The organism is Halomonas pelophila, assembly GCF_040196315.1.
GTDB classification, from domain to species: Bacteria; Pseudomonadota; Gammaproteobacteria; order Pseudomonadales; family Halomonadaceae; genus Halomonas; species Halomonas pelophila.
In genome coordinates this window covers 34,008-53,002 of sequence record NZ_JBEGCI010000006.1, presented here as the reverse complement: position 1 = coordinate 53,002, position 18,995 = coordinate 34,008, and the positions used below count along the sequence as shown (strand labels likewise).

At 67.0% G+C, this 18,995-nt stretch carries 17 protein-coding genes and 5 tRNA genes; 13 read left to right on the top strand and 9 right to left on the bottom strand.

The window, feature by feature from the left end; translation table 11 throughout:
* Positions 1-119: 119 nt before the first annotated feature.
* The 6 genes from ABE957_RS08195 to ABE957_RS08170 form a co-directional block, all read right to left on the bottom strand.
* Positions 120-196: transfer RNA gene (locus ABE957_RS08195), tRNA-Asp, on the bottom strand.
* 3 nt (positions 197-199) lie between these two features.
* Positions 200-276, bottom strand: a tRNA-Val gene (locus tag ABE957_RS08190).
* Positions 277-318: 42 nt separating this feature from the next.
* A tRNA-Asp gene (locus ABE957_RS08185) sits at positions 319-395 on the bottom strand.
* 28 nt (positions 396-423) lie between these two features.
* A tRNA-Asp gene (locus tag ABE957_RS08180) sits at positions 424-500 on the bottom strand.
* Positions 501-542: 42 nt separating this feature from the next.
* Positions 543-618, bottom strand: a tRNA-Val gene (locus ABE957_RS08175).
* A 136-nt stretch (positions 619-754) separates the two neighbouring features.
* Positions 755-1,375: an alpha/beta family hydrolase gene (locus ABE957_RS08170; protein ID WP_349758376.1), complete on the bottom strand. Its 621-nt coding sequence runs from the start codon at positions 1,373-1,375 to the stop codon at positions 755-757.
* Positions 1,376-1,652: 277 nt separating this feature from the next.
* On the opposite strand from ABE957_RS08170, the gene ccoN reads away from it, so the two are divergent.
* The 11 genes from ccoN (at position 1,653) to fnr (ending at position 12,662) form a co-directional block, all read left to right on the top strand.
* Entirely contained in the window at positions 1,653-3,077 is a 1,425-nt protein-coding gene (ccoN, locus tag ABE957_RS08165; protein WP_349758180.1) for a cytochrome-c oxidase, cbb3-type subunit I, read from the top strand.
* A gap of 23 nt (positions 3,078-3,100) precedes the next feature.
* A complete protein-coding gene (gene ccoO / locus ABE957_RS08160; protein ID WP_089847433.1) occupies positions 3,101-3,709 on the top strand; it encodes a cytochrome-c oxidase, cbb3-type subunit II in 609 nt (202 codons plus the stop codon).
* Between the two features lie 2 nt (positions 3,710-3,711).
* Positions 3,712-3,924: a cbb3-type cytochrome oxidase subunit 3 gene (locus tag ABE957_RS08155; protein ID WP_089847431.1), complete on the top strand. Its 213-nt coding sequence runs from the start codon at positions 3,712-3,714 to the stop codon at positions 3,922-3,924.
* Positions 3,921-4,850, top strand: coding sequence for a cytochrome-c oxidase, cbb3-type subunit III (gene ccoP, locus ABE957_RS08150; protein ID WP_349758179.1), 930 nt, complete (start codon positions 3,921-3,923; stop codon positions 4,848-4,850). The genes ABE957_RS08155 and ccoP overlap by 4 nt, the downstream gene beginning before the upstream one ends.
* Positions 4,851-4,992: 142 nt before the next feature.
* On the top strand, positions 4,993-6,426 hold the full coding sequence (gene ccoG, locus ABE957_RS08145) for a cytochrome c oxidase accessory protein CcoG (RefSeq protein ID WP_349758178.1): 1,434 nt from the start codon (positions 4,993-4,995) through the stop codon (positions 6,424-6,426).
* Positions 6,426-6,938 (top strand): FixH family protein, encoded by a 513-nt coding sequence (locus tag ABE957_RS08140; RefSeq protein ID WP_349758177.1) that lies wholly within the window; start codon positions 6,426-6,428, stop codon positions 6,936-6,938. The genes ccoG and ABE957_RS08140 overlap by 1 nt, the downstream gene beginning before the upstream one ends.
* On the top strand, positions 6,939-9,419 hold the full coding sequence (locus ABE957_RS08135; protein WP_349758176.1) for a heavy metal translocating P-type ATPase: 2,481 nt from the start codon (positions 6,939-6,941) through the stop codon (positions 9,417-9,419). It abuts the gene before it with no gap.
* Complete coding sequence (ccoS, locus tag ABE957_RS08130; protein WP_349758175.1) at positions 9,416-9,652, top strand: cbb3-type cytochrome oxidase assembly protein CcoS; 237 nt, start codon at positions 9,416-9,418, stop codon at positions 9,650-9,652. The genes ABE957_RS08135 and ccoS overlap by 4 nt, the downstream gene beginning before the upstream one ends.
* The gene (locus tag ABE957_RS08125) at positions 9,652-10,350 is read left to right on the top strand and encodes a sulfite exporter TauE/SafE family protein (RefSeq protein WP_349758174.1); all 699 of its coding nucleotides are present in this window, start codon (positions 9,652-9,654) and stop codon (positions 10,348-10,350) included. Before ccoS ends, ABE957_RS08125 begins: the two co-directional genes overlap by 1 nt.
* A gap of 131 nt (positions 10,351-10,481) precedes the next feature.
* On the top strand, positions 10,482-11,810 hold the full coding sequence (gene hemN / locus ABE957_RS08120; RefSeq protein ID WP_349758173.1) for an oxygen-independent coproporphyrinogen III oxidase: 1,329 nt from the start codon (positions 10,482-10,484) through the stop codon (positions 11,808-11,810).
* 108 nt (positions 11,811-11,918) lie between these two features.
* Positions 11,919-12,662, top strand: a complete 744-nt coding sequence (fnr, locus tag ABE957_RS08115; RefSeq protein ID WP_349758172.1) for a fumarate/nitrate reduction transcriptional regulator Fnr — start codon at positions 11,919-11,921, stop codon at positions 12,660-12,662.
* Between the two features lie 116 nt (positions 12,663-12,778).
* Here the strand turns inward: fnr and ttcA are convergent, their stop codons facing one another.
* The 3 genes from ttcA to ABE957_RS08100 all read right to left on the bottom strand — a co-directional run bounded on the left by ttcA (position 12,779) and on the right by ABE957_RS08100 (position 16,300).
* Complete coding sequence (ttcA, locus tag ABE957_RS08110) at positions 12,779-13,690, bottom strand: tRNA 2-thiocytidine(32) synthetase TtcA (RefSeq protein WP_349758171.1); 912 nt, start codon at positions 13,688-13,690, stop codon at positions 12,779-12,781.
* Between the two features lie 113 nt (positions 13,691-13,803).
* The gene (locus tag ABE957_RS08105; RefSeq protein WP_349758170.1) at positions 13,804-14,430 is read right to left on the bottom strand and encodes a 3'-5' exonuclease; all 627 of its coding nucleotides are present in this window, start codon (positions 14,428-14,430) and stop codon (positions 13,804-13,806) included.
* A 46-nt stretch (positions 14,431-14,476) separates the two neighbouring features.
* Entirely contained in the window at positions 14,477-16,300 is a 1,824-nt protein-coding gene (locus tag ABE957_RS08100) for a DUF294 nucleotidyltransferase-like domain-containing protein (RefSeq protein WP_349758169.1), read from the bottom strand.
* Positions 16,301-16,827: 527 nt separating this feature from the next.
* On the opposite strand from ABE957_RS08100, the gene ABE957_RS08095 reads away from it, so the two are divergent.
* Entirely contained in the window at positions 16,828-17,088 is a 261-nt protein-coding gene (locus ABE957_RS08095) for a DUF4212 domain-containing protein (protein WP_138181370.1), read from the top strand.
* Between the two features lie 6 nt (positions 17,089-17,094).
* A complete protein-coding gene (locus ABE957_RS08090) occupies positions 17,095-18,891 on the top strand; it encodes a sodium:solute symporter family protein (RefSeq protein WP_349758168.1) in 1,797 nt (598 codons plus the stop codon).
* The last annotated feature ends 104 nt before the right edge of the window (positions 18,892-18,995 follow it).

The following is an 18,995-nucleotide window of genomic DNA, read 5'->3' as shown; positions in this document are numbered from 1 at the left end:
CACCGCGAGAACAGGCAAAAAACAGGGGAAACGACGAGAAAGGAAAACCGAAAGGGAGTCCCGAAAACGAAACAGCCCCGAGATCACAAGGATCTCGGGGCTGAAGAATTCGTGTGCAGTGGCGGACCGGACGGGACTCGAACCCGCGACCTCCGGCGTGACAGGCCGGCATTCTAACCAACTGAACTACCGGTCCGCGTGGTGGGTGATACCGGACTCGAACCAGTGACCCCCAGCATGTGAGGCTGGTGCTCTAACCAACTGAGCTAATCACCCACGCGTTACTGCAACTTTTACTACTGCTGTCTCATGCCATCGTGGCGGACCGGACGGGACTCGAACCCGCGACCTCCGGCGTGACAGGCCGGCATTCTAACCAACTGAACTACCGGTCCGCAAGACGACTTGCGACAAAGAAGATATTGGCGGACCGGACGGGACTCGAACCCGCGACCTCCGGCGTGACAGGCCGGCATTCTAACCAACTGAACTACCGGTCCGCTGCTATCTTCTACTACATGATCGGGTCATTGCCGCGGCAATGGTGGGTGGTACAGGGTTCGAACCTGTGACCCCCAGCTTGTAAGGCTGGTGCTCTCCCAGCTGAGCTAACCACCCCCGGTCACGTGGCGCTGCATTCTACAGGGGACCCGATCAATGTCAACGCTTTTTGCGCTGCCATCGTGCACCTTGTGGTGAAGAAGAATCGCCGCCCTTTCATCCACTTGGCTACATCGCCCGCGCCGCGCGGCTTTCAGGAATGTTCGCCCATGAAGGCGGCGATCGTATCGGACGCCTCGGTGATCAGCGACGCCTGATCGCGACCCGAGGCGCGCCTGGGTTTCCAGTCGTGATCGCCATCCTCGAGCCAGTGCAGCTGGGCCACCTCGGGCAGCGCATAGCCGGCGACCTGCTCGCGGGTGCCGAAGGGATCGCGACTGCCCTGCACCACCAGGGTCGGACAGGCGAGCGACGGCCAGTGGGCGAGGCGGAGTCGCTCCGGCTTGCCGGGGGGATGAAAGGGGTAGCCGCACAGCACCAGGCCCCGGGCGGACGCTCGGTGGGGGGCTTGCGCCGCCAGCATGCTGGCCACGCGACCGCCCATGGACTTGCCCCCCAGCCAGGGTGGCGGAAGGTCGCGGTGCGACACGCTGTCGCACCACAGGGACAGTTCATCGACCAGGCGATCTACCTTTGGCGGAGGGCGACGGCGCCCTTCACGGCGCATCGTCTGCAGGTAATCGAACTCGAAGGCCAGGGTCTGGACCCCGGCAGTGGCGAGGGATTCGCGCAACCGTTGCATAAAGGTTGAATCCTGGCCCGCGCCGGCTCCGTGAGCGATAAGCAGTCGCCCCGCACGGCCTTCGCCGCGCACGTCCAGCGGGCCGAGCCCGGCGATATTCCAGCATCCCTGCTCGCCATCGAGCAGTCGTCGGGACAGGGTTGACCGGTCGATCGACGGTAAATCCCGACAAAAACGGTCCGACAATTTAGGCCTCCTTGAGTTCATAAATCAACACATTGGCGTGTTCAGCTTGCCGGACGCCTGCGCTAGAATCACCCTTGGTTATAGACCTGCATCATCCTGCGGAGGTCACCCCGAGGCAGAATGCCGCGGGACACCCCCAAACCGCGTTCGATGGGAACCTGACATGAGCACAGCATTTGAACACCCGACCTACAACTACAAGGTAGTTCGGCAGTTCGCGATCATGACGGTGGTGTGGGGCATCGTGGGCATGGCCCTCGGTGTCATCCTCGCCTCACAGCTGGTATGGCCGGAACTGAACCTGGGACTGCCGTGGACGAGCTTCGGCCGACTGCGCCCCCTGCACACCAACGCCGTGATCTTCGCCTTCGGCGGCTCGGCGCTGTTTGCCACCTCCTACTACGTCGTGCAGCGAACCTGCCAGGTACGACTGTTCTCGGACAAGCTGGCGGCCTTCACCTTCTGGGGCTGGCAGGCGGTGATCCTCTCCGCGGTGGTCACCCTGCCGCTGGGCCTCACCAGCACCAAGGAGTACGCCGAGCTCGAGTGGCCGATCGACATCCTGCTGGCCGTGGTCTGGATCAGCTATGCCATCGTCTTCCTGGGGACCATCAAGCTGCGCAAGACCTCCCACATCTACGTGGCGAACTGGTTCTTCGCGGCCTTCATCATCACCGTGGCCGTGCTGCACATCGTCAACAGCGCCTCGATCCCGGTGACCTCGACCTATTCGGTCTCGCTCTACGCGGGCGCCATCGACGCGATGACCCAGTGGTGGTACGGCCACAACGCGGTGGGCTTCTTCCTGACCGCGGGCTTCCTGGGGATGATGTACTACTTCGTGCCCAAGCAGGCCGAGCGTCCGGTCTACTCCTATCGTCTCTCCATCGTCCACTTCTGGGCGCTGATCATGGTGTACATGTGGGCCGGCCCGCACCACCTGCACTACACCGCGCTGCCCAACTGGACCCAGTCGCTCGGCATGGTGCTGTCGATCATCCTGCTGGCACCCTCCTGGGGCGGCATGATCAACGGCATGATGACCCTCTCCGGCGCCTGGCATAAGCTGCGCACCGACCCGACCCTGCGTTTCCTGGTGGTGGCCCTCTCCTTCTACGGCATGTCCACCTTCGAGGGCCCGATGATGGCGGTGAAGACCGTCAACGCGCTCTCCCACTACACCGACTGGACCATCGGTCACGTTCACGCCGGCGCCCTGGGCTGGGTGGCGATGATCACCATCGGCTCCATGTACCACCTGATCCCGCGCCTGTTCGGCCGCACCGAGATGCACTCGGTGAACCTGATCGCCGTGCACTTCTGGCTGGCGACCATCGGCACCGTGCTCTACATCGCCGCCATGTGGGTCAACGGCATCCTGCAGGGCCTGATGTGGCGCGCCGTGAACCCCGACGGCACCCTGATGTACACCTTTGTCGAGTCGGTGGAAGCCAGCGGCCCGGGCTACATCGTGCGACTGATCGGTGGCCTGTGCTGGGTGGCCGGCATGCTGATCATGGCCTTCAACGTGTACATGACCGTGCGGCGCGGTGAAAGCGCCCGTCAGCCGATTCCGCAGACCGCCTGAGCCAACCAGGGAACGAGACACCAATGAGACACGAGATAGTCGAAAAGAACGTCGGTCTGCTCGCCGTGCTGATCCTGGTAGTGATCAGTTTCGGGGGCCTGGCGGAGATCGTGCCGCTGTTCTTCCAGAAGCAGACCACCGAGCCGGTCGAGGGCCTCGAGCCTCTCTCCCCCCTGGAGCTCGCGGGCCGCGGCGTCTATCGCCGCGAGGGCTGCGTCGGCTGCCACTCGCAGATGGTGCGCCCCTTCCGCGCCGAGACCGAGCGCTACGGCCCTTACAGCGTCGCGGGCGAACAGGTCTACGAGCACAACTTCCTGTGGGGCTCCAAGCGCACCGGGCCGGACCTGGCCCGCGTCGGCGGCCGCTACAGCGATGACTGGCACCGTGCCCACCTCTACAACCCGCGTGACGTGGTGCCGGAGTCGATCATGCCGGCCTACCCGTGGCTGTTCGAGAACACGCTGAGCGGCGAGCGTATCGATGACGAGATGCGCGTCATGCAGACGCTGGGCGTCCCCTACACCGACGAGCAGATTGCCAACGCCAGCGAGGAGGTTCGCGGCGAGCGGGAGATCACCGCCCTGGTCGCCTACCTGCAGCAGCTCGGCACCGTGCTCAAGGATTCGCGCTGATCATGGATAACGGGATCGTCAACGGGGTGATCATCATCCTGCTGATCATCGCCTTCGCGGGGCTCACGATGTGGGCCTACTCGAAGCGACGCAAGCCGGATTTCGACGAGGCGGCCAACCTGCCCTTCGCCGATGAGGATGAACCGCCGCACCGTGACCAGAATGCCTCCCGAGAGGCCGATTCCCGACACGACAAGGGAGAGAGGAACACATGAACAATTTTTGGGGTGACTCCCTTTCCAGCTTCTGGAGCGTCTGGATCATCGTCATCACGCTGGGCACCATCGGCATCAGCGCCTGGCTGCTCTTCGCCAACCGCAAGACCGACAAGACCCCGGATGCCGAGGGCAACGTCGACACCACGGGCCACGCCGCCGACGGGATCGAGGAGTACGACAACCCGTTGCCGCGCTGGTGGTTCCAGCTCTACGTCGGCACCGTGATCTTCTCGCTGGGCTATCTGGTGCTCTACCCCGGCCTCGGCAACTTCTCCGGCCTGCTGGGCTGGAGCCAGGAGAGCCAGTGGGAGGAAGAGGTCGCCCGGGCCGAGGAGCGCTTCGCGCCGATCTTCGCCCAGTACCAGGAGGTGCCGATCCCGGAACTGTCCCAGGACGGCGAGGCCATGCAGGTCGCCGAGCGCATCTTCCTCAACAACTGCGCGATCTGCCACGGCTCCAACGCCAAGGGCGGCTACGGCTTCCCCAACCTGACCGACGACGCCTGGCTGTATGGCGGTGCGCCGGAGAATATCGTCCAGACCCTCAACAACGGGCGTAACGGCCTGATGCCCTCCTGGCAGCAGCTGGGCAGCGAGAACATCGAGAACGTGACCCAGCACGTGCTCTCGCTCTCCGGCAACGCCGAGGATGCCGAGCGCGCCGAACAGGGCGCCAGCGTGTTCGCCTCGGTGTGTGCCGCCTGCCACATGCCCGACGGCACCGGCAACCAGGCCCTGGGCGCGCCCAACCTGACCGACGATGCCTGGCTCTATCGGGCACCGGACCAGTCGCTGGCCGACTCGGTGCGCCAGACCCTGCGTAACGGCCGCAACGGCCATATGCCGGCTCAGGCCGCCTACATCGGCGAGGACAAGGTCCACCTCGTCGCCGCCTACGTCTACGGCCTGAGCCGCCAGGACTGAGCCGGCGAACGATGACGGCATGCAAAGGGTGCGGCCTCCGGTCGCACCCTTTCTTGTTATGCAGCCGCGCCGATACAATGTCGACCACCCGCAACGGGTCACCCCCGACGGCCCTCCCCTCCTTGCCAGCCACGAGCCTGCCATGAGCGAGAAGATCCCGACTCACGATGTCACCCCGGATCCGGTGCAGCACCACGCGCCGAACGAGGCGGTCACCCAGCACATGTACGAGAGCCGGCGGCATATCTACGTCCGCGAGATCAAGGGCGTCTTCCAGCGCCTGCGCCGGGCCTCCAACTGGGCCCTGATGCTGGCCTTCTTCCTGCTGCCCTGGGTGCCCTGGGGCGACCGCCCGGCCATCTGGTTCGACCTCCCCGGTCGGGAGTTTCACATCTTCTCGGCGACCTTCTATCCCCAGGAGTTCATGCTGCTCTCCTGGCTCTTGATCATCTGCGCCTTCGGCCTGTTCTTCATCACGGTGTTCGCCGGGCGCGTCTGGTGCGGCTACACCTGCCCGCAGAGCGTCTGGACCTTCCTGTTCATCTGGGTCGAGCATCGCCTGGAGGGCTCGCGCAACCGCCGCATCAAGCTCGACAAGCAGCCGATGACCACCGACAAGCTGTGGCGCAAGGGCGCCAAGCACGCCATCTGGCTTCTGATCGCCCTGGCCACGGGCCTCACCTTCGTCGGCTACTTCACGCCGATCCGTGACCTGGTCGTGGAGCTGCCGACCCTGAACGCCGCCGGCTGGTCCTACTTCTGGGTGGGCTTCTTCCTGGTCTTCACCTACCTCAACGCCGGCTGGCTGCGCGAGCAGGTGTGCATCTACATGTGCCCCTACGCCCGCTTCCAGTCGGTGATGTTCGACCGCGACACCCTGATCGTCTCCTACGACGCCGACCGCGGCGAACCGCGCGGCCCGCGCAAGAAGACGCTGAGTCACGAGCAGGCGCAAGCCGCCGGCCACGGCGACTGCATCGACTGCGACCTCTGCGTGCAGGTCTGTCCCACCGGGATCGATATCCGCGACGGTCTGCAGTACGAGTGCATCACCTGTGCGGCCTGCATCGACGCCTGCGACAGCGTGATGGACAAGATGGGCTACCCCCGCGGGCTGATCCGCTACACCACCGAGAACGCCCTGGAGGGCAAGCCGACGCATATCCTGCGCCCCCGCCTGATGGGCTATCTCGCCGCGCTGCTGGTGATGATCGGCGTCTTCGCCTGGGCGGTGGCCGATCGCACGCCGCTGGGCTTCGACGTCGAGCGCGATCGCAACCAGCTGTTCCAGATGACCCAGGACGGGCGCATCAGCAACGTCTACACCCTGACCGTGCGCAACCTCGACAATCGGCCGCACAGCTACCGGCTGGAGGCCTCCGGCCTGCCCGGCCTGACCCTCGACACCCACGAGATCAGCGTGCCGGCCAGCGAATCGCGCCAGCTGGTGATCCAGGCCAGCGTGCCGCCCGAATCCATCGACCGGCCCAGCGCCGAGATCATCCTGCGCCTCGAGGCGACGGATGCCGACATCGCCATCGAACGTGACAGCCGTTTCCTAGGAGAGACCCGCTGATGAGTGCGGAACCGGACATCATCCCCCCCTGGTACAAGCAGTTCTGGCCGTGGTTTCTGATCGGCCTGCTGGCCTCGTCGGTGACCTTCAGCATCACCTACCTGGTGCTGTCGATTCACTACTACGACGGCACGGTGGAGCAGGACTACTACAAGCAGGGGCTGGCCATCAACGAGCGGCTGGCCAAGCAGGAGCACGCTCGGGAGCTGGGTCTCGAGGCGGTCATGCGCGCCGACCCGCGCACCGGCGACATCGTCATCGACCTCGAGGGCGAACGCCGACCGGAGCGGCTCTACCTCGAGCTGATCTTCCCCACCGAGAGCAGCCGCGACCGCTCGCTGGTGCTGGAGCACGTCCGCGACGGGCGCTTCGTCACCTCCATCGATCAGCCGCTCAACTACCGCTGGTACCTGCACCTGCAGCCCGCCGAGGGCCAGGACGCCGCGTGGCGCCTGACCGGCGAGGCGCACTTCCCCACGGAAGGCGACATCTCGCTCTCCCCCGGCCTCTAGATGACCGCGACCGCCACACCGCCCTCGACCACCGAGGACCCCGGCTGCTACCACTGCGGCAGCCGGGTGCCCGCGGACGCCCCCTGGTCGATCACCCTGGACGATGAACGACGGCCGCTGTGCTGTCCCGGCTGCGAGGCGGTGGCCCACGCCATCGTCGACGGGGGCCTGGCGAGCTACTACCGCTTTCGCACCGAGCTGCCCGAGCGGCCGGACGATCGCCAGGCGGTCCACGCCGAGACCTGGGCAGTGTTCGACGACCCCGGCCTGCAGGCGCGCTTCGTGCACCCCGACGGCGACGGCGGCGGGGTGCACGCCACCCTCGCCGTGGACGGCATCACCTGCGCGGCCTGCGCCTGGCTGATCGAGCATCGCCTCAACGCCCTCCGCGGCATCGAGGCGAGCGCCGTCAACCTCTCCCACCATCGCCTGCGTGTCAGCTGGAATCCCGAACGGGTGACCCTGTCGCGGATCCTCGCCGAGATGGCCGCCATCGGCTATCCGGCCCAGCCCTACGAGCCAGATGCGGCCCAGAGCCGGCTGCAGCACGAGGAGCGCATGAACGTGCGCCGGCTGATCGTCGCCGCGGTGGCGATGATGCAGGTGCTGATGTTCTCGATCCCGATCTACGTGGCCGACCCCGGCGAGCTCAGCGCCGACTTCGACGCTCTCTTCCACTGGCTCTCCTTCGCGCTGGCCACCCCGGTGGTGCTCTTCTCGGCACAGCCCTTCTTCACCAATGCCCTGCGCGACCTCAAGACCCGCACCCTGGGCATGGACGTGCCGGTATCGCTGGCCATCGGCGGCGCCTACCTGGCCAGCGGCTATGCGGTGGTCGTCGGGCATGGCGACGTCTATTTCGATTCGGTGGCGATGTTCACCTTCTTCCTGCTGTTCGGCCGCTACGTCGAGGTGCGCGCCCGGCGCCGCAGCGGCCACAGCGGCAACGCCCTCTCCGGCGCCCTGCCACTCTCGGCGATCCGCCTCACCGAGGCGGGCGAGGAGCGCATCCTGCCCTCCAGCGAGCTCGCCGCCGGCGACCGGGTGCTGATCAAGCCCGGCCACGGCGTGCCGGCCGACGGCGTGATCGAGCGCGGCGAGTCGAGCCTCGACGAGTCGATGCTCACCGGCGAATACCTGCCGGTGACAAGGCGCGCCGGCGATCGCGTCACCGGCGGCAGCCAGAACATCGAGAGCCCGCTGACGGTGCGCGTCACCCATGCCGGCCGCGAGGCGCGGGTCGCCGGCATCGTCGATCTGACCGATCGCGCCTTCGCCAGCCGGCCGCGCATCGCCCAGCTGGCCGCGCGCATGGCCCACCACTTCGTGCTGCAGGTGCTGCTGATCTCCGTCGGCGTGGCCGTCGCCTGGTGGTTCATCGATCCCGACCGCATGCTGTGGGTCACCCTCTCGGTGCTGGTGGTGACCTGCCCCTGCGCCCTGGCGCTGGCCACGCCCACGGCCCTGACCGCCGGCCACGGCCGGCTGCACCGCCGCGGCGTGCTGATTACCCGCGCCGACGCCCTGGAGGCGCTGTCGCAGCTGGACCGGGTGATCTTCGACAAGACCGGCACCCTGACCAGCGGCGAGATGAGCCTGGTGGAGACGCGCCCGATCGGCGACACCCTCGACGAAGCGCGCGCGCGTGCCCTGGCGGCCGCCCTGGAGGCCCAGTCCGAGCACCCCATCGCCCGCGCCTTTCGCCCCTTCCGCGAGGCCGGCATCAGTGCCGACGAGGTGCTCAGCCGCCCCGGCCGGGGCCTGGAGGGCCGCATCGACGGGCGCCGCTGGCGGCTCGGCACCCCCGCCTTCGCCGCCCCGGAGGCGACGCCCGAGGCACCCGGCGAGGGCCAGTGGCTGCTGCTGGCCGAGGACGACACGCCGAGGGCCTGGTTCTGCCTGCACGATCGCCTGCGCGACGACGCCCGAGAGACCGTCGAGGCCCTGAAGGCGCGCGGCCTCGCGGTGGAGCTGCTCTCCGGCGACACCGAATCGGCGGTGGCGGCCATGGCCGCGCGCCTTGGCATCGCGACCTGGCAGGCGGCGGCCTCGCCGGAGGACAAGCTGGCACGCATCCAGTCGCTGCAAGCCGCCGGTGAGCGAGTGGCCATGGTGGGCGACGGCATCAACGACGTGCCGGTGCTGGCCGGGGCCGACGTGGCCATCGCCATGAACGGCGCCACCGATCTCGCCCGCACCCGCGCCGACGCCGTCTTGCTGGGTCCTCGGCTGGGGCGTATCGTCGAGGCCATCGCGACCAGCCGCACCACGCGGCGCATCATCCGCCAGAACCTGGCCTGGTCGCTGATCTACAACATCTCGGCGCTGCCCCTGGCGGCGATGGGTTTCGTGCCCCCCTGGCTCGCGGCCATCGGCATGTCGGCGAGCTCGCTGGTCGTGGTCGGCAACGCCCTTCGCCTGACCCGCGTCGGGCCCGAACGGCCCGCTGGCGCCGACTCCTCCCGGCTGGTGAACGCATGAGCATCCTCTACCTGCTGATCCCCCTCTCGCTGATCCTGCTGGGACTGGCCGTCTGGGCCTTCTTCTGGGCCGTCAAGCACGACCAGTTCGAGGACCTCGAGGGCCCTGCCTACCGCATCCTCTTCGACGAGGATGAGAACGATCGCCCGCGCAAGGAGCGTGCCTCACCCGACGCGGATGCCGGCGCCGATCCCGGTTCCGGCGCGCCCCGCGACGAGGACCGCCGCGACTGATGGATCCCACCGGCCTCGACCTTCCCCCGCTGGCGGCGGCCTTCGTCTTCGGCCTGCTCGGCGGCGCCCACTGCATCGGCATGTGCGGCGGCATCATGAGCGCCCTGACCTTCGCCGTGCCACCCAGCATGCGAAGCCCCGCTCGCCTCTCGGGGCTGCTGCTCGGCTACAACCTGGGACGCATCGCCAGCTACATGATGGCCGGCGCCCTGGCGGCGGGACTCGGCACGCTGATCGCCCTGAGCCCCCAGGCCCGCCTGGTGCTGCAGGGCCTGGCCGCGGTGATGCTGATCCTGATGGCGCTCTATATCGCCGACTGGTGGAAGGGGCTACTCAAGGTCGAAGCGGTCGGCAGGCGCCTGTGGCGCCACCTCGAGCCGCTGGGACGGCGGCTGATGCCGGTGGTCCGGGTGCCCCAGGCGTTCGCCCTGGGCGCCGTCTGGGGCTGGCTGCCGTGTGGCCTGGTCTACTCGATGCTCGCCTGGAGCCTGGCCATCGCCGATCCCTGGCGGGGCGCGATCCTGATGGGCGCCTTCGGCCTCGGCACCCTGCCGGCCCTGCTGGCCACCGGCCTCGCCGCGCGCCAGCTCGGCGCGCTGATTCGCCATCCGGCCACCCGCACGCTCTCCGCGCTGTCGATCATCGCCTTCGCCCTCTGGCAGCTGTGGACGCTGCTGCCCGGGGCGACGTTGCACTGACGGCCGCGCCGATCACGCCGTCGAGATAGCCCTGCCCAGATAGCCGAATACGACTTCGATTGACGCAGCTCAACGCGGTGCACCAGGCGCCTCGCTAGCATAAAGGCATGTTTCCCTCCGGAGGGCCGACCATGCCCGCTCGCGCGTCAACCGCACCCGGTAGCGACGCCCCCTTCGCGGCGGCCTCACCGGCCCCCGCCTATGCCTTCTACCCCACGCCCCAGGCGATGGGCGACGGCATCGGCGCCGAGGACTATCGCCGCGCGCTCGAGCACAGCAACGCCGCGGCGCGCCCGCTGTCGCTCTATGTGCACCTGCCCTTTTGCCAGCAGGCCTGCTTTCACTGCACACGCCGGCCGGTCACCACCTCGGATACCCGGCTGACCGAGGCCTACCTCACCCGCCTCGACCGCGAGATGGTGCTGACCAGTCGCCACCTGGACGCTCGGCGGGAGGTCCGCTCCCTGCAGTGGGGCGGCGGCACCCCGACCTTCCTGACCCTCAACCAGATGGGCGACCTGATCGATCGGCTGGATGCCCGCTTCCGGCTGGCCGGCGATCGCGACCGGGAGTACCTCATCGAGATCGACCCCCGCGAGGCCGATGTCTTCACTCTGCGCCATCTCGAGGCCCTGGGGTTCAACCGGCTGAGCCTCGAGGTGCTGGACCTGGATAGCGAGGTCCAGCGGGCGATCAACCGTGAGCAGGGCCGCGGCCTGACCGAGCAGCTGCTCGACGAGGCGGACCGGCTGGGTTTCACCTCCGTCAACCTGAACCTGATCCTCGGCCTGCCCCGCCAGACCCGCGATAGCGTCGCCGCGACGCTCGAGCAGGTCATCGCCATGGCACCGTCGCGGCTGTCGCTGTTTCACTACCAGCACCACCCCGAACGCTTCCCCCGGCAGCGCCAGATCCGCACCGAGGACCTGCCTGCCCCCCAGGAGGTCCAGGAGATGCTGCAGGCGGCCATCGCGATGCTCGCCGCCGCGGGCTATATGCATATCGGCCATGACCGCTTCGTGCGCGGCGACGACCGCCTGGCCAAGGCCCTCGAGGCCGGGCGGGAGCGCCACGACCTGGTGGGCCTGGGCGTCATGGCGGTCTCCCGCCTGGAGGACCTGCACGTTCGCAACCCGCTGAGGCTCGAGGAGTACGAGGCGTCCCTGGATCGAGGGGAGCTGCCCACCGCCGTCGGCCATCGGCTGAGCCTGGACGACCGGCTGCGCAGCGCCGCCATCGAGCGACTGATGTGCGATCTGCCCCTCGACCTGGCGGCGCTCGGCGAGGCCTTCGGGCTGGACGCCGAGGCCCATCTCGCCGCACCGCTGGCGCGACTGGCCCGGGCCGAGACCCAGGACCTGATCGTGCGCCAGGGCCGCCAGTGGCGCGTGACGCCCAGCGGGCGCCCGCTGATCCGTCAGCTGGCGGCGGCCTTCGATGCCTACCCCGCCGCGCCCTGATCGCCACACGCTGATCGCTACCGTCAGCGGCGAGGTGTTAAGCGGTGCTTTGCCGGTGGGCGACTATCCCCCATAATGATCTCTGAGCCACCATCCATGGAGGAGAGCATGCCCGACCCCGCAACCGGTAGGCGCCGCGCCCTGCTGAACGAGACGCGCTGCCAGACCTGCAGCCTGAGCTCGCTCTGCCTGCCGCTGGCACTCGAAGTGCAGGACATGGATCAGTTCGATGCCATCATCCGCCGCCGACCGCCGTTGAAGAAGGGCGAGGCACTGTTCCGCCAGGGCACCCCCTTCACCAGCGTCTTCGCAGTCCGCTCGGGCAGCCTCAAGCAGGTGACCACCGAGGGCAGCGGCGAGGACCAGCTGACCAACTTCTACCTGCCCAGCGAACTGGTGGGACTCGACGGCATCGACGAGGAACGCTACCCGGGCACGGTGGTGGCCCTGGAGACCACCACGGTCTGCGAGATCCCCTTCGATCGCCTCGACACCCTCTCCGAATCCCTGCCGGAGCTGCGCGGCCAGCTCTACCGCAGCATGAGCAAGGAGATGCGTGACGACCGCCGCATGATGCGCCTGCTGTCGCGCAAGACCGCCGACCAGCGCCTGGCGACCTTCTTCACCAGCCTCTCCGACCGCTTCCGTCGGCGCGGCTACTCGCCCTACAGCTTCCGGCTGTCCATGTCGCGGGCCGACATCGGCAACTACCTGGGGCTCGCGGTGGAGACCGTCAGCCGCATCCTGAGTCGCTTCCAGTCCCAGGAGCTGGTGGCCGTCTCCGGCCGCGAAGTGAACATCCTCGACCTGGAATCGCTGATCGAGGTGGCCGAACAGGAGGGCTGCCGCTGAGGCCGCGCGCCGATCGCGCTCTCCCGTCTCGACACGAAAAACCCCAGCGCCCGATGAGGTCGCTGGGGTTTTTCATGCTTGGCCGTCCGGCCACCGCGAGATGCTATCGCTTCTGATCAGGGCTCGTTATGCAGGGCGATGCGATCGGCATTGAGGCGCGCCTGCTTCTCCTCGAGGCCGGCGAAGTCGAAGAGCTCGCGGTCGGCCAGCTGGGAGGGTGCCACGTTGGTGACCGCCTTGAACATGCTCTCGAGCCGTCCCGGATGCGACGTCTCCCACTCGGCCAGCATCTCCTTGACCACCTGGCGCTGCAGGTTCGGTTGGGAGCCGCAGAGGTTGCAGGGAATGATCGGGAAGGCCATCCGCCGGGCGAACTCGGCGATGTCGGCCTCCCGGCAGTAGGCGAGCGGACGGATGACCATGTTCTTGCCGTCGTCGGAGAGCAGCTTGGGCGGCATCGCCTTGAGGCTGCCGCCAAAGAACATGTTGAGAAACAGCGTCTCGAGGATGTCCTCGCGATGATGCCCCAGCGCCACCTTGGTGGCCCCGATCTCCTCGGCGAAGCCGTACAGTGAGCCGCGCCGCAGCCGTGAACAGAGCGCGCAGGTGGTCTTGCCCTCGGGGGTCTTCTCCTTGACCACCGAGTAGGTGTCGCGCTCGAGGATGTGGTACTCGACGTCGAGCTTATCCAGGTACTCGGGCAGCACGTGCTCGGGGAAGCCGGGCTGCTTCTGGTCCAGATTGACCGCCACCAGGGAGAAGTTCACCGGCGCGTTGCGCTGCAGGTTGCGCAGGATCTCCAGCAGGGTGTAGCTGTCCTTGCCCCCGGAGAGGCAGACCATCACCCGGTCCCCCTCATGAATCATCCCGTAATCGATGATGGCGTTGCCCACCTGGCGACGCAGCCGCTTCTGCAGCTTGTTGAAGGCGCGCTTGTCCGCGGCATCGGATTCGTCGGAAGGCGTCGCGGGGTCGGCGACGGGCCGCAGGGCGGTGTCGCGGGGATCGAACATCAGGGCGTCTGGCATGGTATCGGCGCTGCCTGGGCGGCTGGAAAATGGCGGGCGCTATCCTACCATTCTCGCCGCCGACAGGCGACGCGGGGCCGCCCGAACCGCGGCGATCAACAGAAACGCGGCGATCAGCAGAAACGTTCGACCTCGGGCGTGCTGCGCGTCAGGCGCAGGTGGATCAGCGCCGTGGTCACGGCGTCACCGAGTGCCGTGTGCCGCCCCATCACCGGCACCCCCAGGCGCTCGGCTACCTGCTCGAAGCGCGGCCGGGTGACGAGTTCGGGGTGGGTGCGGCGCAGCCGGCGATAGTAGGCCTGCGCCACGTCGATGCAGGCGTTGGGCAGATCGAAGCCGAAGCGCGGCCGCAGGTAGCGGTTGAGCAGCGTCAGGTCGTCATCCAGGCGCCAGCCGATCAGCGGGCGATTGCCGACGAAGTCCAGGAACTGTGCCAGCGCCTCGTCGATGCCGGCCCCCTCCGCCAGGTCGATGCCGCGCAGGCCGTGCAGGCGGATCGAATCGCCACATAGGCTGGCGGGGCGCGCCAGCCGCAGGTCGAGGGAGTCGCTGGTCAGCACCCGATCCCCGCGCAGGCGCACCGCCGCCAGCGACACCAGCTCGGCCCGACGCGGATCGGGGCCGGTGGTCACGCAGTCGATGGCGACCATCTCCTCGCCGGTATAGGGCGCGAAGAGCCAGCCGTGATCGCCGTCGACCTGACGGCGTCGATCGGCGGCGCGGCGCAGGGCCCTGAGCATCAGGCAACCTCCTGTTGTTGAGTCGATCGAGCAGCGTCGAGGCGCGTCAGGAGTACTCGAGGTGGAAACGGTGCGAGATCCGCTGCTTGAACTCCTTGACGATGTGCAGGGCCTCGCGGAGCAGGTCCCGCTCCAGGGAGGAGAGCTCCTGCACCACCACCCGGTCGGGCGCCTCGCCCTTGCCCTCCGGATCATCGAGGCGCTCGAGCTGCTGGCGAAGCCTCAGCTCGGTGAACAGCGACAGGGCCTCGCCCAGGTCCTCGGCGAAACGCTCCTCCAGCCGTCCGTCGGCGACCAGCGCGTCCAGCCGCGCAAGCGTCGAGGTCGCGGCGATGCGCCGCTCGAGCGCCAGGGTGCGCACCCCGTGGACGATGGGGAAGATGCCGCCCTTCTTGATGTCCACCCCGTGCTGAGGCTTCTTCAGCGACCCGAACAGCGTCAGCGGCGTGGAGAAACGCAGCGCGGTGCGGGCGAAGTAGGAGAGCAGGATCTCGTCGCGGCTGCAGCGCTCGAAGAGCTCCTCGCGCAGCCGCTCGAGCAGCGAGGCGTTGCCGGCCACCGCATGAGCGTCGAGCATGATCGCCAGGCGCATGAGGCTCTCGCCATCGCGCTTCGCCGCCCACTGCGCAATGCGCCCGCGCCACTGGCTCTCGGTGCCCACCCACTCGGGGTTGGAGACCATGATGTCGCCGGGGCACGGCGGGTAGCCCAGCTCGATCAGCGTCTCGGTGAGGCGCTGCATCTGCGCCTGACAGTCGGGCCAGTCGAGATCGTCGGCGAGGATCAGGCCGTTGTCCTGGTCGGTCTTCAGGATCTGCTCGCCGCGCCCCTCGCTGCCCATCACGATCAGGCAGCTCTGGTCGTGATACTGCTCGTCGATCAGAAAGCCCCAGGCCTTGTTCATGATGCGCCCGTTGAGCGCCGCCAATAGCCCCATGGCGAAGCGCAGCTTGACGCCCTGGGCCATCAGCGCCTTGACCAGCTCCGGCGTGCGACGGCTGGCGGCGGCCAGCGCCTCCAGGCTGTCCGCCTGTTCCACCTGCAGGCTCACCACGTAGCTGCGGCTGGAGAAGTAGCTGAGCACGTCGGTCAGCTCGACCACGCCGCAGGGCCGGTCGCCTTCCATGACCACGACGCGCTCCACCTTGAAGCGGGTCATCTGGACCAGCACCTCGAACAGGTACTGCTCGGGGGTCGCCGTGATCAGCGCGAAGTGCGCCACGTCCTGCACCGGGCTCTGCTGGGTCAGGCCCTCGAGGACCAGGGCGTTGAGCAGGTCGGTCTTGGTGACCATGCCCGGCCCCTGCTCGCCCTCGACCAGCAGGCTGTCGGCATGGCTGTCGTTCAGGGTATGCACCGCCTCGGCCAGGTGGGTAGTGGCCGCCACCAGCAGGGGGGCGCGCATGCACTCGCTGACGCGGGCCAGCATGAAGCCCGCCATGGTGACGCCGCCCTCGGCGCGGCGCTCGGTGAGCAGGCGCGTCTTCTGGGCCAGGCGCTGGCGGAAGAACTCGGCGAAGGCCGGATAGGCCGTGCAGAGCTGCTTGAACACGCCCTTGGGCAGCAGGTAGCAGAGGCACTCCTGTTCGGCCCGGAAGCGATAGCGGCTCTTGCCGTTGAGGATGCTGATGGCGCCGAACAGGTCGCCGGCCGTGTAGTGACCGATATGCGACTGGGCGCCGGGCAGGGTCGGGTCCAGCTCGGCGACCTCGCCCTTGTGGATCAGGAAGAGATACTCCCCGGCCTGGCCGGCATCGAGGATGATCTCCTCGCGGTCGTAATAGGCCAGGTCGATGCTGCGGCGAACGCGCTCACGGCCCTCCTCGTCGAGGAAGGTGAAAGGGGGATGGGAGAGTTCTACATCGACCATGGGGCTGTCCTCGTTGCGCGGCGTTCACCACCCCGCTGACCTCGGCACACTCGTCGTCCAGCAAGCCTTCAAGATAGCAAAGTCGGAGTAGCATAAAGACCTAGACAATCGTCCTAACCTGGCTCTCTTAGACCATCGTCAAACACTGCGCTCCGACGCCCCTCAACCCGGTGACATTTCCAGGCTATACCATCGTCCTATGCGCCCCCCAAAGAGAACAAAAACGCTTTCTAAATAACGCTGCAAACCATTGATTAAAAAACAACTACCAAAAAGACCCCGCGCGGGTTCGTCATCATGATACGAAAGTCTGGGATTTATTTTAGGCGTTTGCTGCCCAGTATTGTGCATGAGCCATACAGGGCATTCCCGCGTCGACACTTCACGACGACCGGCCGCGGGCCACCCGATGACAGGCCGGTCCAGACTCCGCCATCGAGGCTGTTCCGTCGGCACGACTGCCCTGATGAGTGATGCAAACACTCCGGGCAACTTTCCAATCTCAACAACAAGTGGAGAGCAACACTATGGCAGACGACAAGTCTAATGCCGCTGCTTACTGGAAGGCGAACGTACGCCTGATCACGGGGTGCCTGATCGTCTGGGCCTTCGTGTCATATGGCTGCGCCATCCTGTTCCGCCCGCTGCTGGCTGGCATTCCAGTAGGAGGAACGGACCTGGGCTTCTGGTTCGCCCAGCAGGGGTCGATCCTGACCTTCATCGCGATCATCTTCTTCTACGCCTGGAAGATGAACCGTCTCGATAAACAGTTCGGACTCGGGGAGTAAGCCAGCATGAGTCAGTTTGCCATCAACCTGCTGTTTGTAGGGGCCTCGTTCGCCCTCTACATCGGCATCGCGATCTGGGCCCGCGCCGGCTCGACCAAGGACTTCTACGTCGCCGGCGGCGGCGTTCACCCGATCACCAACGGCATGGCCACCGCCGCCGACTGGATGTCTGCGGCCTCCTTCATCTCCATGGCCGGCCTGCTGGCCTCCGGCGGCTATGCCAACTCCACCTTCCTGATGGGCTGGACCGGCGGCTACGTCATCCTGGCCATGCTGCTGGCGCCCTACCTGCGCAAGTTCGGCAAGTTCACGGTGCCGGACTTCATCGGGGATCGTTTCTACAGCAACACCGCCCGCCTGGTCGCGGTCATCTGCCTGATCGTGGCCTCGATCACCTACGTCATCGGCCAGATGACCGGTGCCGGCGTGGCCTTCTCGCGCTTCCTCGAGGTCAGCAACACCTGGGGCATCTGGATCGCCGCCTTCATCGTCTTCCTGTATGCGGTCTTCGGCGGCATGAAGGGCATCACCTACACCCAGGTCGCCCAGTACGTGGTGCTGATCATCGCCTACACCATCCCGGCGGTGTTCATCGCCCTGGAACTGACCGGCAACCCGATCCCGGGGCTGGGCATGTTCAGCACCCACACCGAATCCGGCGTGCCGCTGCTCGAGAAGCTGGATGACGTGGTCAACGCGCTCGGCTTTCGCGACTACACGGCCGACGTCGACAACAAGCTGAACATGGTGCTGTTCACCCTGTCGCTGATGGTCGGTACCGCAGGCCTGCCCCACGTCATCATCCGCTTCTTCACCGTGCCGAAGGTGGCCGATGCGCGCTGGTCCGCCGGCTGGGCCCTGGTCTTCATCGCCCTGCTCTACCTGACCGCGCCCGCCGTGGGTTCCATGGCGCGCCTGAACCTGATGACCACCGTCTATCCGGACATGGCCGGCCAGGTCGAGAGCTATGAGGACGCCGCGAACAACCCCATCCTCTATGAGGACCGTCCCGAGTGGGTGCGGACCTGGGAAGAGACCGGCCTGATCCAGTTCGAGGACAAGAACAACGACGGTCGCATCCAGGTCTACAACGACGGCAGCGAGGCCTTCGCCGCCACCGCCGAACAGCGCGGCTGGAACGGCAGCGAGCTCAACGTCAACAACGACATCCTGGTACTCGCCAACCCCGAGATCGCCAACCTGCCGAGCTGGGTCATCGGCCTGATCGCCGCCGGTGGTATCGCCGCGGCGCTGTCCACGGCCGCCGGCCTGCTGCTGGCCATCTCCTCGGCCATCAGCCACGACCTGATCAAGACCATGATCAACCCGAAGATCACCGAGAAGGGCGAGATGCTGGCGGCACGTATCTCCATGGCCGGTGCCATCCTGCTGGCGACCTACCTGGGCCTCAACCCGCCCGGCTTCGCGGCGCAGACGGTGGCCCTGGCCTTCGGGATCGCCGGTGCCTCGCTGTTCCCGGTGCTGATGATGGGCATCTTCTCCAAGCGGGTGAACAACAAGGGCGCCGTCGCGGGCATGCTGACCGGCCTGGGCACGACCCTGCTCTACATCTTCACCTACCTGGGCTGGTTCTTCATTCCGGAGACCAACATGCTGCCCAACACGCCGGATAACTGGATCCTGGGCATCTCACCGCTCTCCTTCGGTGCAGTGGGCGCGATCTTCAACTTCGCGGTCGCCTTCACCGTCTCCAACGCCACCGAGGAGCCTCCGCAGGAGATCCAGGACCTGGTGGAGAGCGTTCGCTATCCCAAGGGCGCTGGTGTCGCCACCGGGCACTGACGTCTCGGGACCTTCTGGGCCATAATGGCCCCCCTGGCCCGGCCAGTCCGGGCCGCGGAACCTCACCCGATCGGGCTTCCTCAGGGAAGCCCGATTGCTTTAAG

Coding starts and splice junctions, on each gene's coding strand:
- ccoN (WP_349758180.1), top strand. CDS start 1,653: ATGAGCACAGCATTTGAACACCCGACCTACAACTACAAGGTAGTTCGG.
- ccoO (WP_089847433.1), top strand. CDS start 3,101: ATGAGACACGAGATAGTCGAAAAGAACGTCGGTCTGCTCGCCGTGCTG.
- ABE957_RS08155 (WP_089847431.1), top strand. CDS start 3,712: ATGGATAACGGGATCGTCAACGGGGTGATCATCATCCTGCTGATCATC.
- ccoP (WP_349758179.1), top strand. CDS start 3,921: ATGAACAATTTTTGGGGTGACTCCCTTTCCAGCTTCTGGAGCGTCTGG.
- ccoG (WP_349758178.1), top strand. CDS start 4,993: ATGAGCGAGAAGATCCCGACTCACGATGTCACCCCGGATCCGGTGCAG.
- ABE957_RS08140 (WP_349758177.1), top strand. CDS start 6,426: ATGAGTGCGGAACCGGACATCATCCCCCCCTGGTACAAGCAGTTCTGG.
- ABE957_RS08135 (WP_349758176.1), top strand. CDS start 6,939: ATGACCGCGACCGCCACACCGCCCTCGACCACCGAGGACCCCGGCTGC.
- ccoS (WP_349758175.1), top strand. CDS start 9,416: ATGAGCATCCTCTACCTGCTGATCCCCCTCTCGCTGATCCTGCTGGGA.
- ABE957_RS08125 (WP_349758174.1), top strand. CDS start 9,652: ATGGATCCCACCGGCCTCGACCTTCCCCCGCTGGCGGCGGCCTTCGTC.
- hemN (WP_349758173.1), top strand. CDS start 10,482: ATGCCCGCTCGCGCGTCAACCGCACCCGGTAGCGACGCCCCCTTCGCG.
- fnr (WP_349758172.1), top strand. CDS start 11,919: ATGCCCGACCCCGCAACCGGTAGGCGCCGCGCCCTGCTGAACGAGACG.
- ttcA (WP_349758171.1), bottom strand. CDS start 13,690: ATGCCAGACGCCCTGATGTTCGATCCCCGCGACACCGCCCTGCGGCCC.
- ABE957_RS08105 (WP_349758170.1), bottom strand. CDS start 14,430: ATGCTCAGGGCCCTGCGCCGCGCCGCCGATCGACGCCGTCAGGTCGAC.
- ABE957_RS08100 (WP_349758169.1), bottom strand. CDS start 16,300: ATGGTCGATGTAGAACTCTCCCATCCCCCTTTCACCTTCCTCGACGAG.
- ABE957_RS08095 (WP_138181370.1), top strand. CDS start 16,828: ATGGCAGACGACAAGTCTAATGCCGCTGCTTACTGGAAGGCGAACGTA.
- ABE957_RS08090 (WP_349758168.1), top strand. CDS start 17,095: ATGAGTCAGTTTGCCATCAACCTGCTGTTTGTAGGGGCCTCGTTCGCC.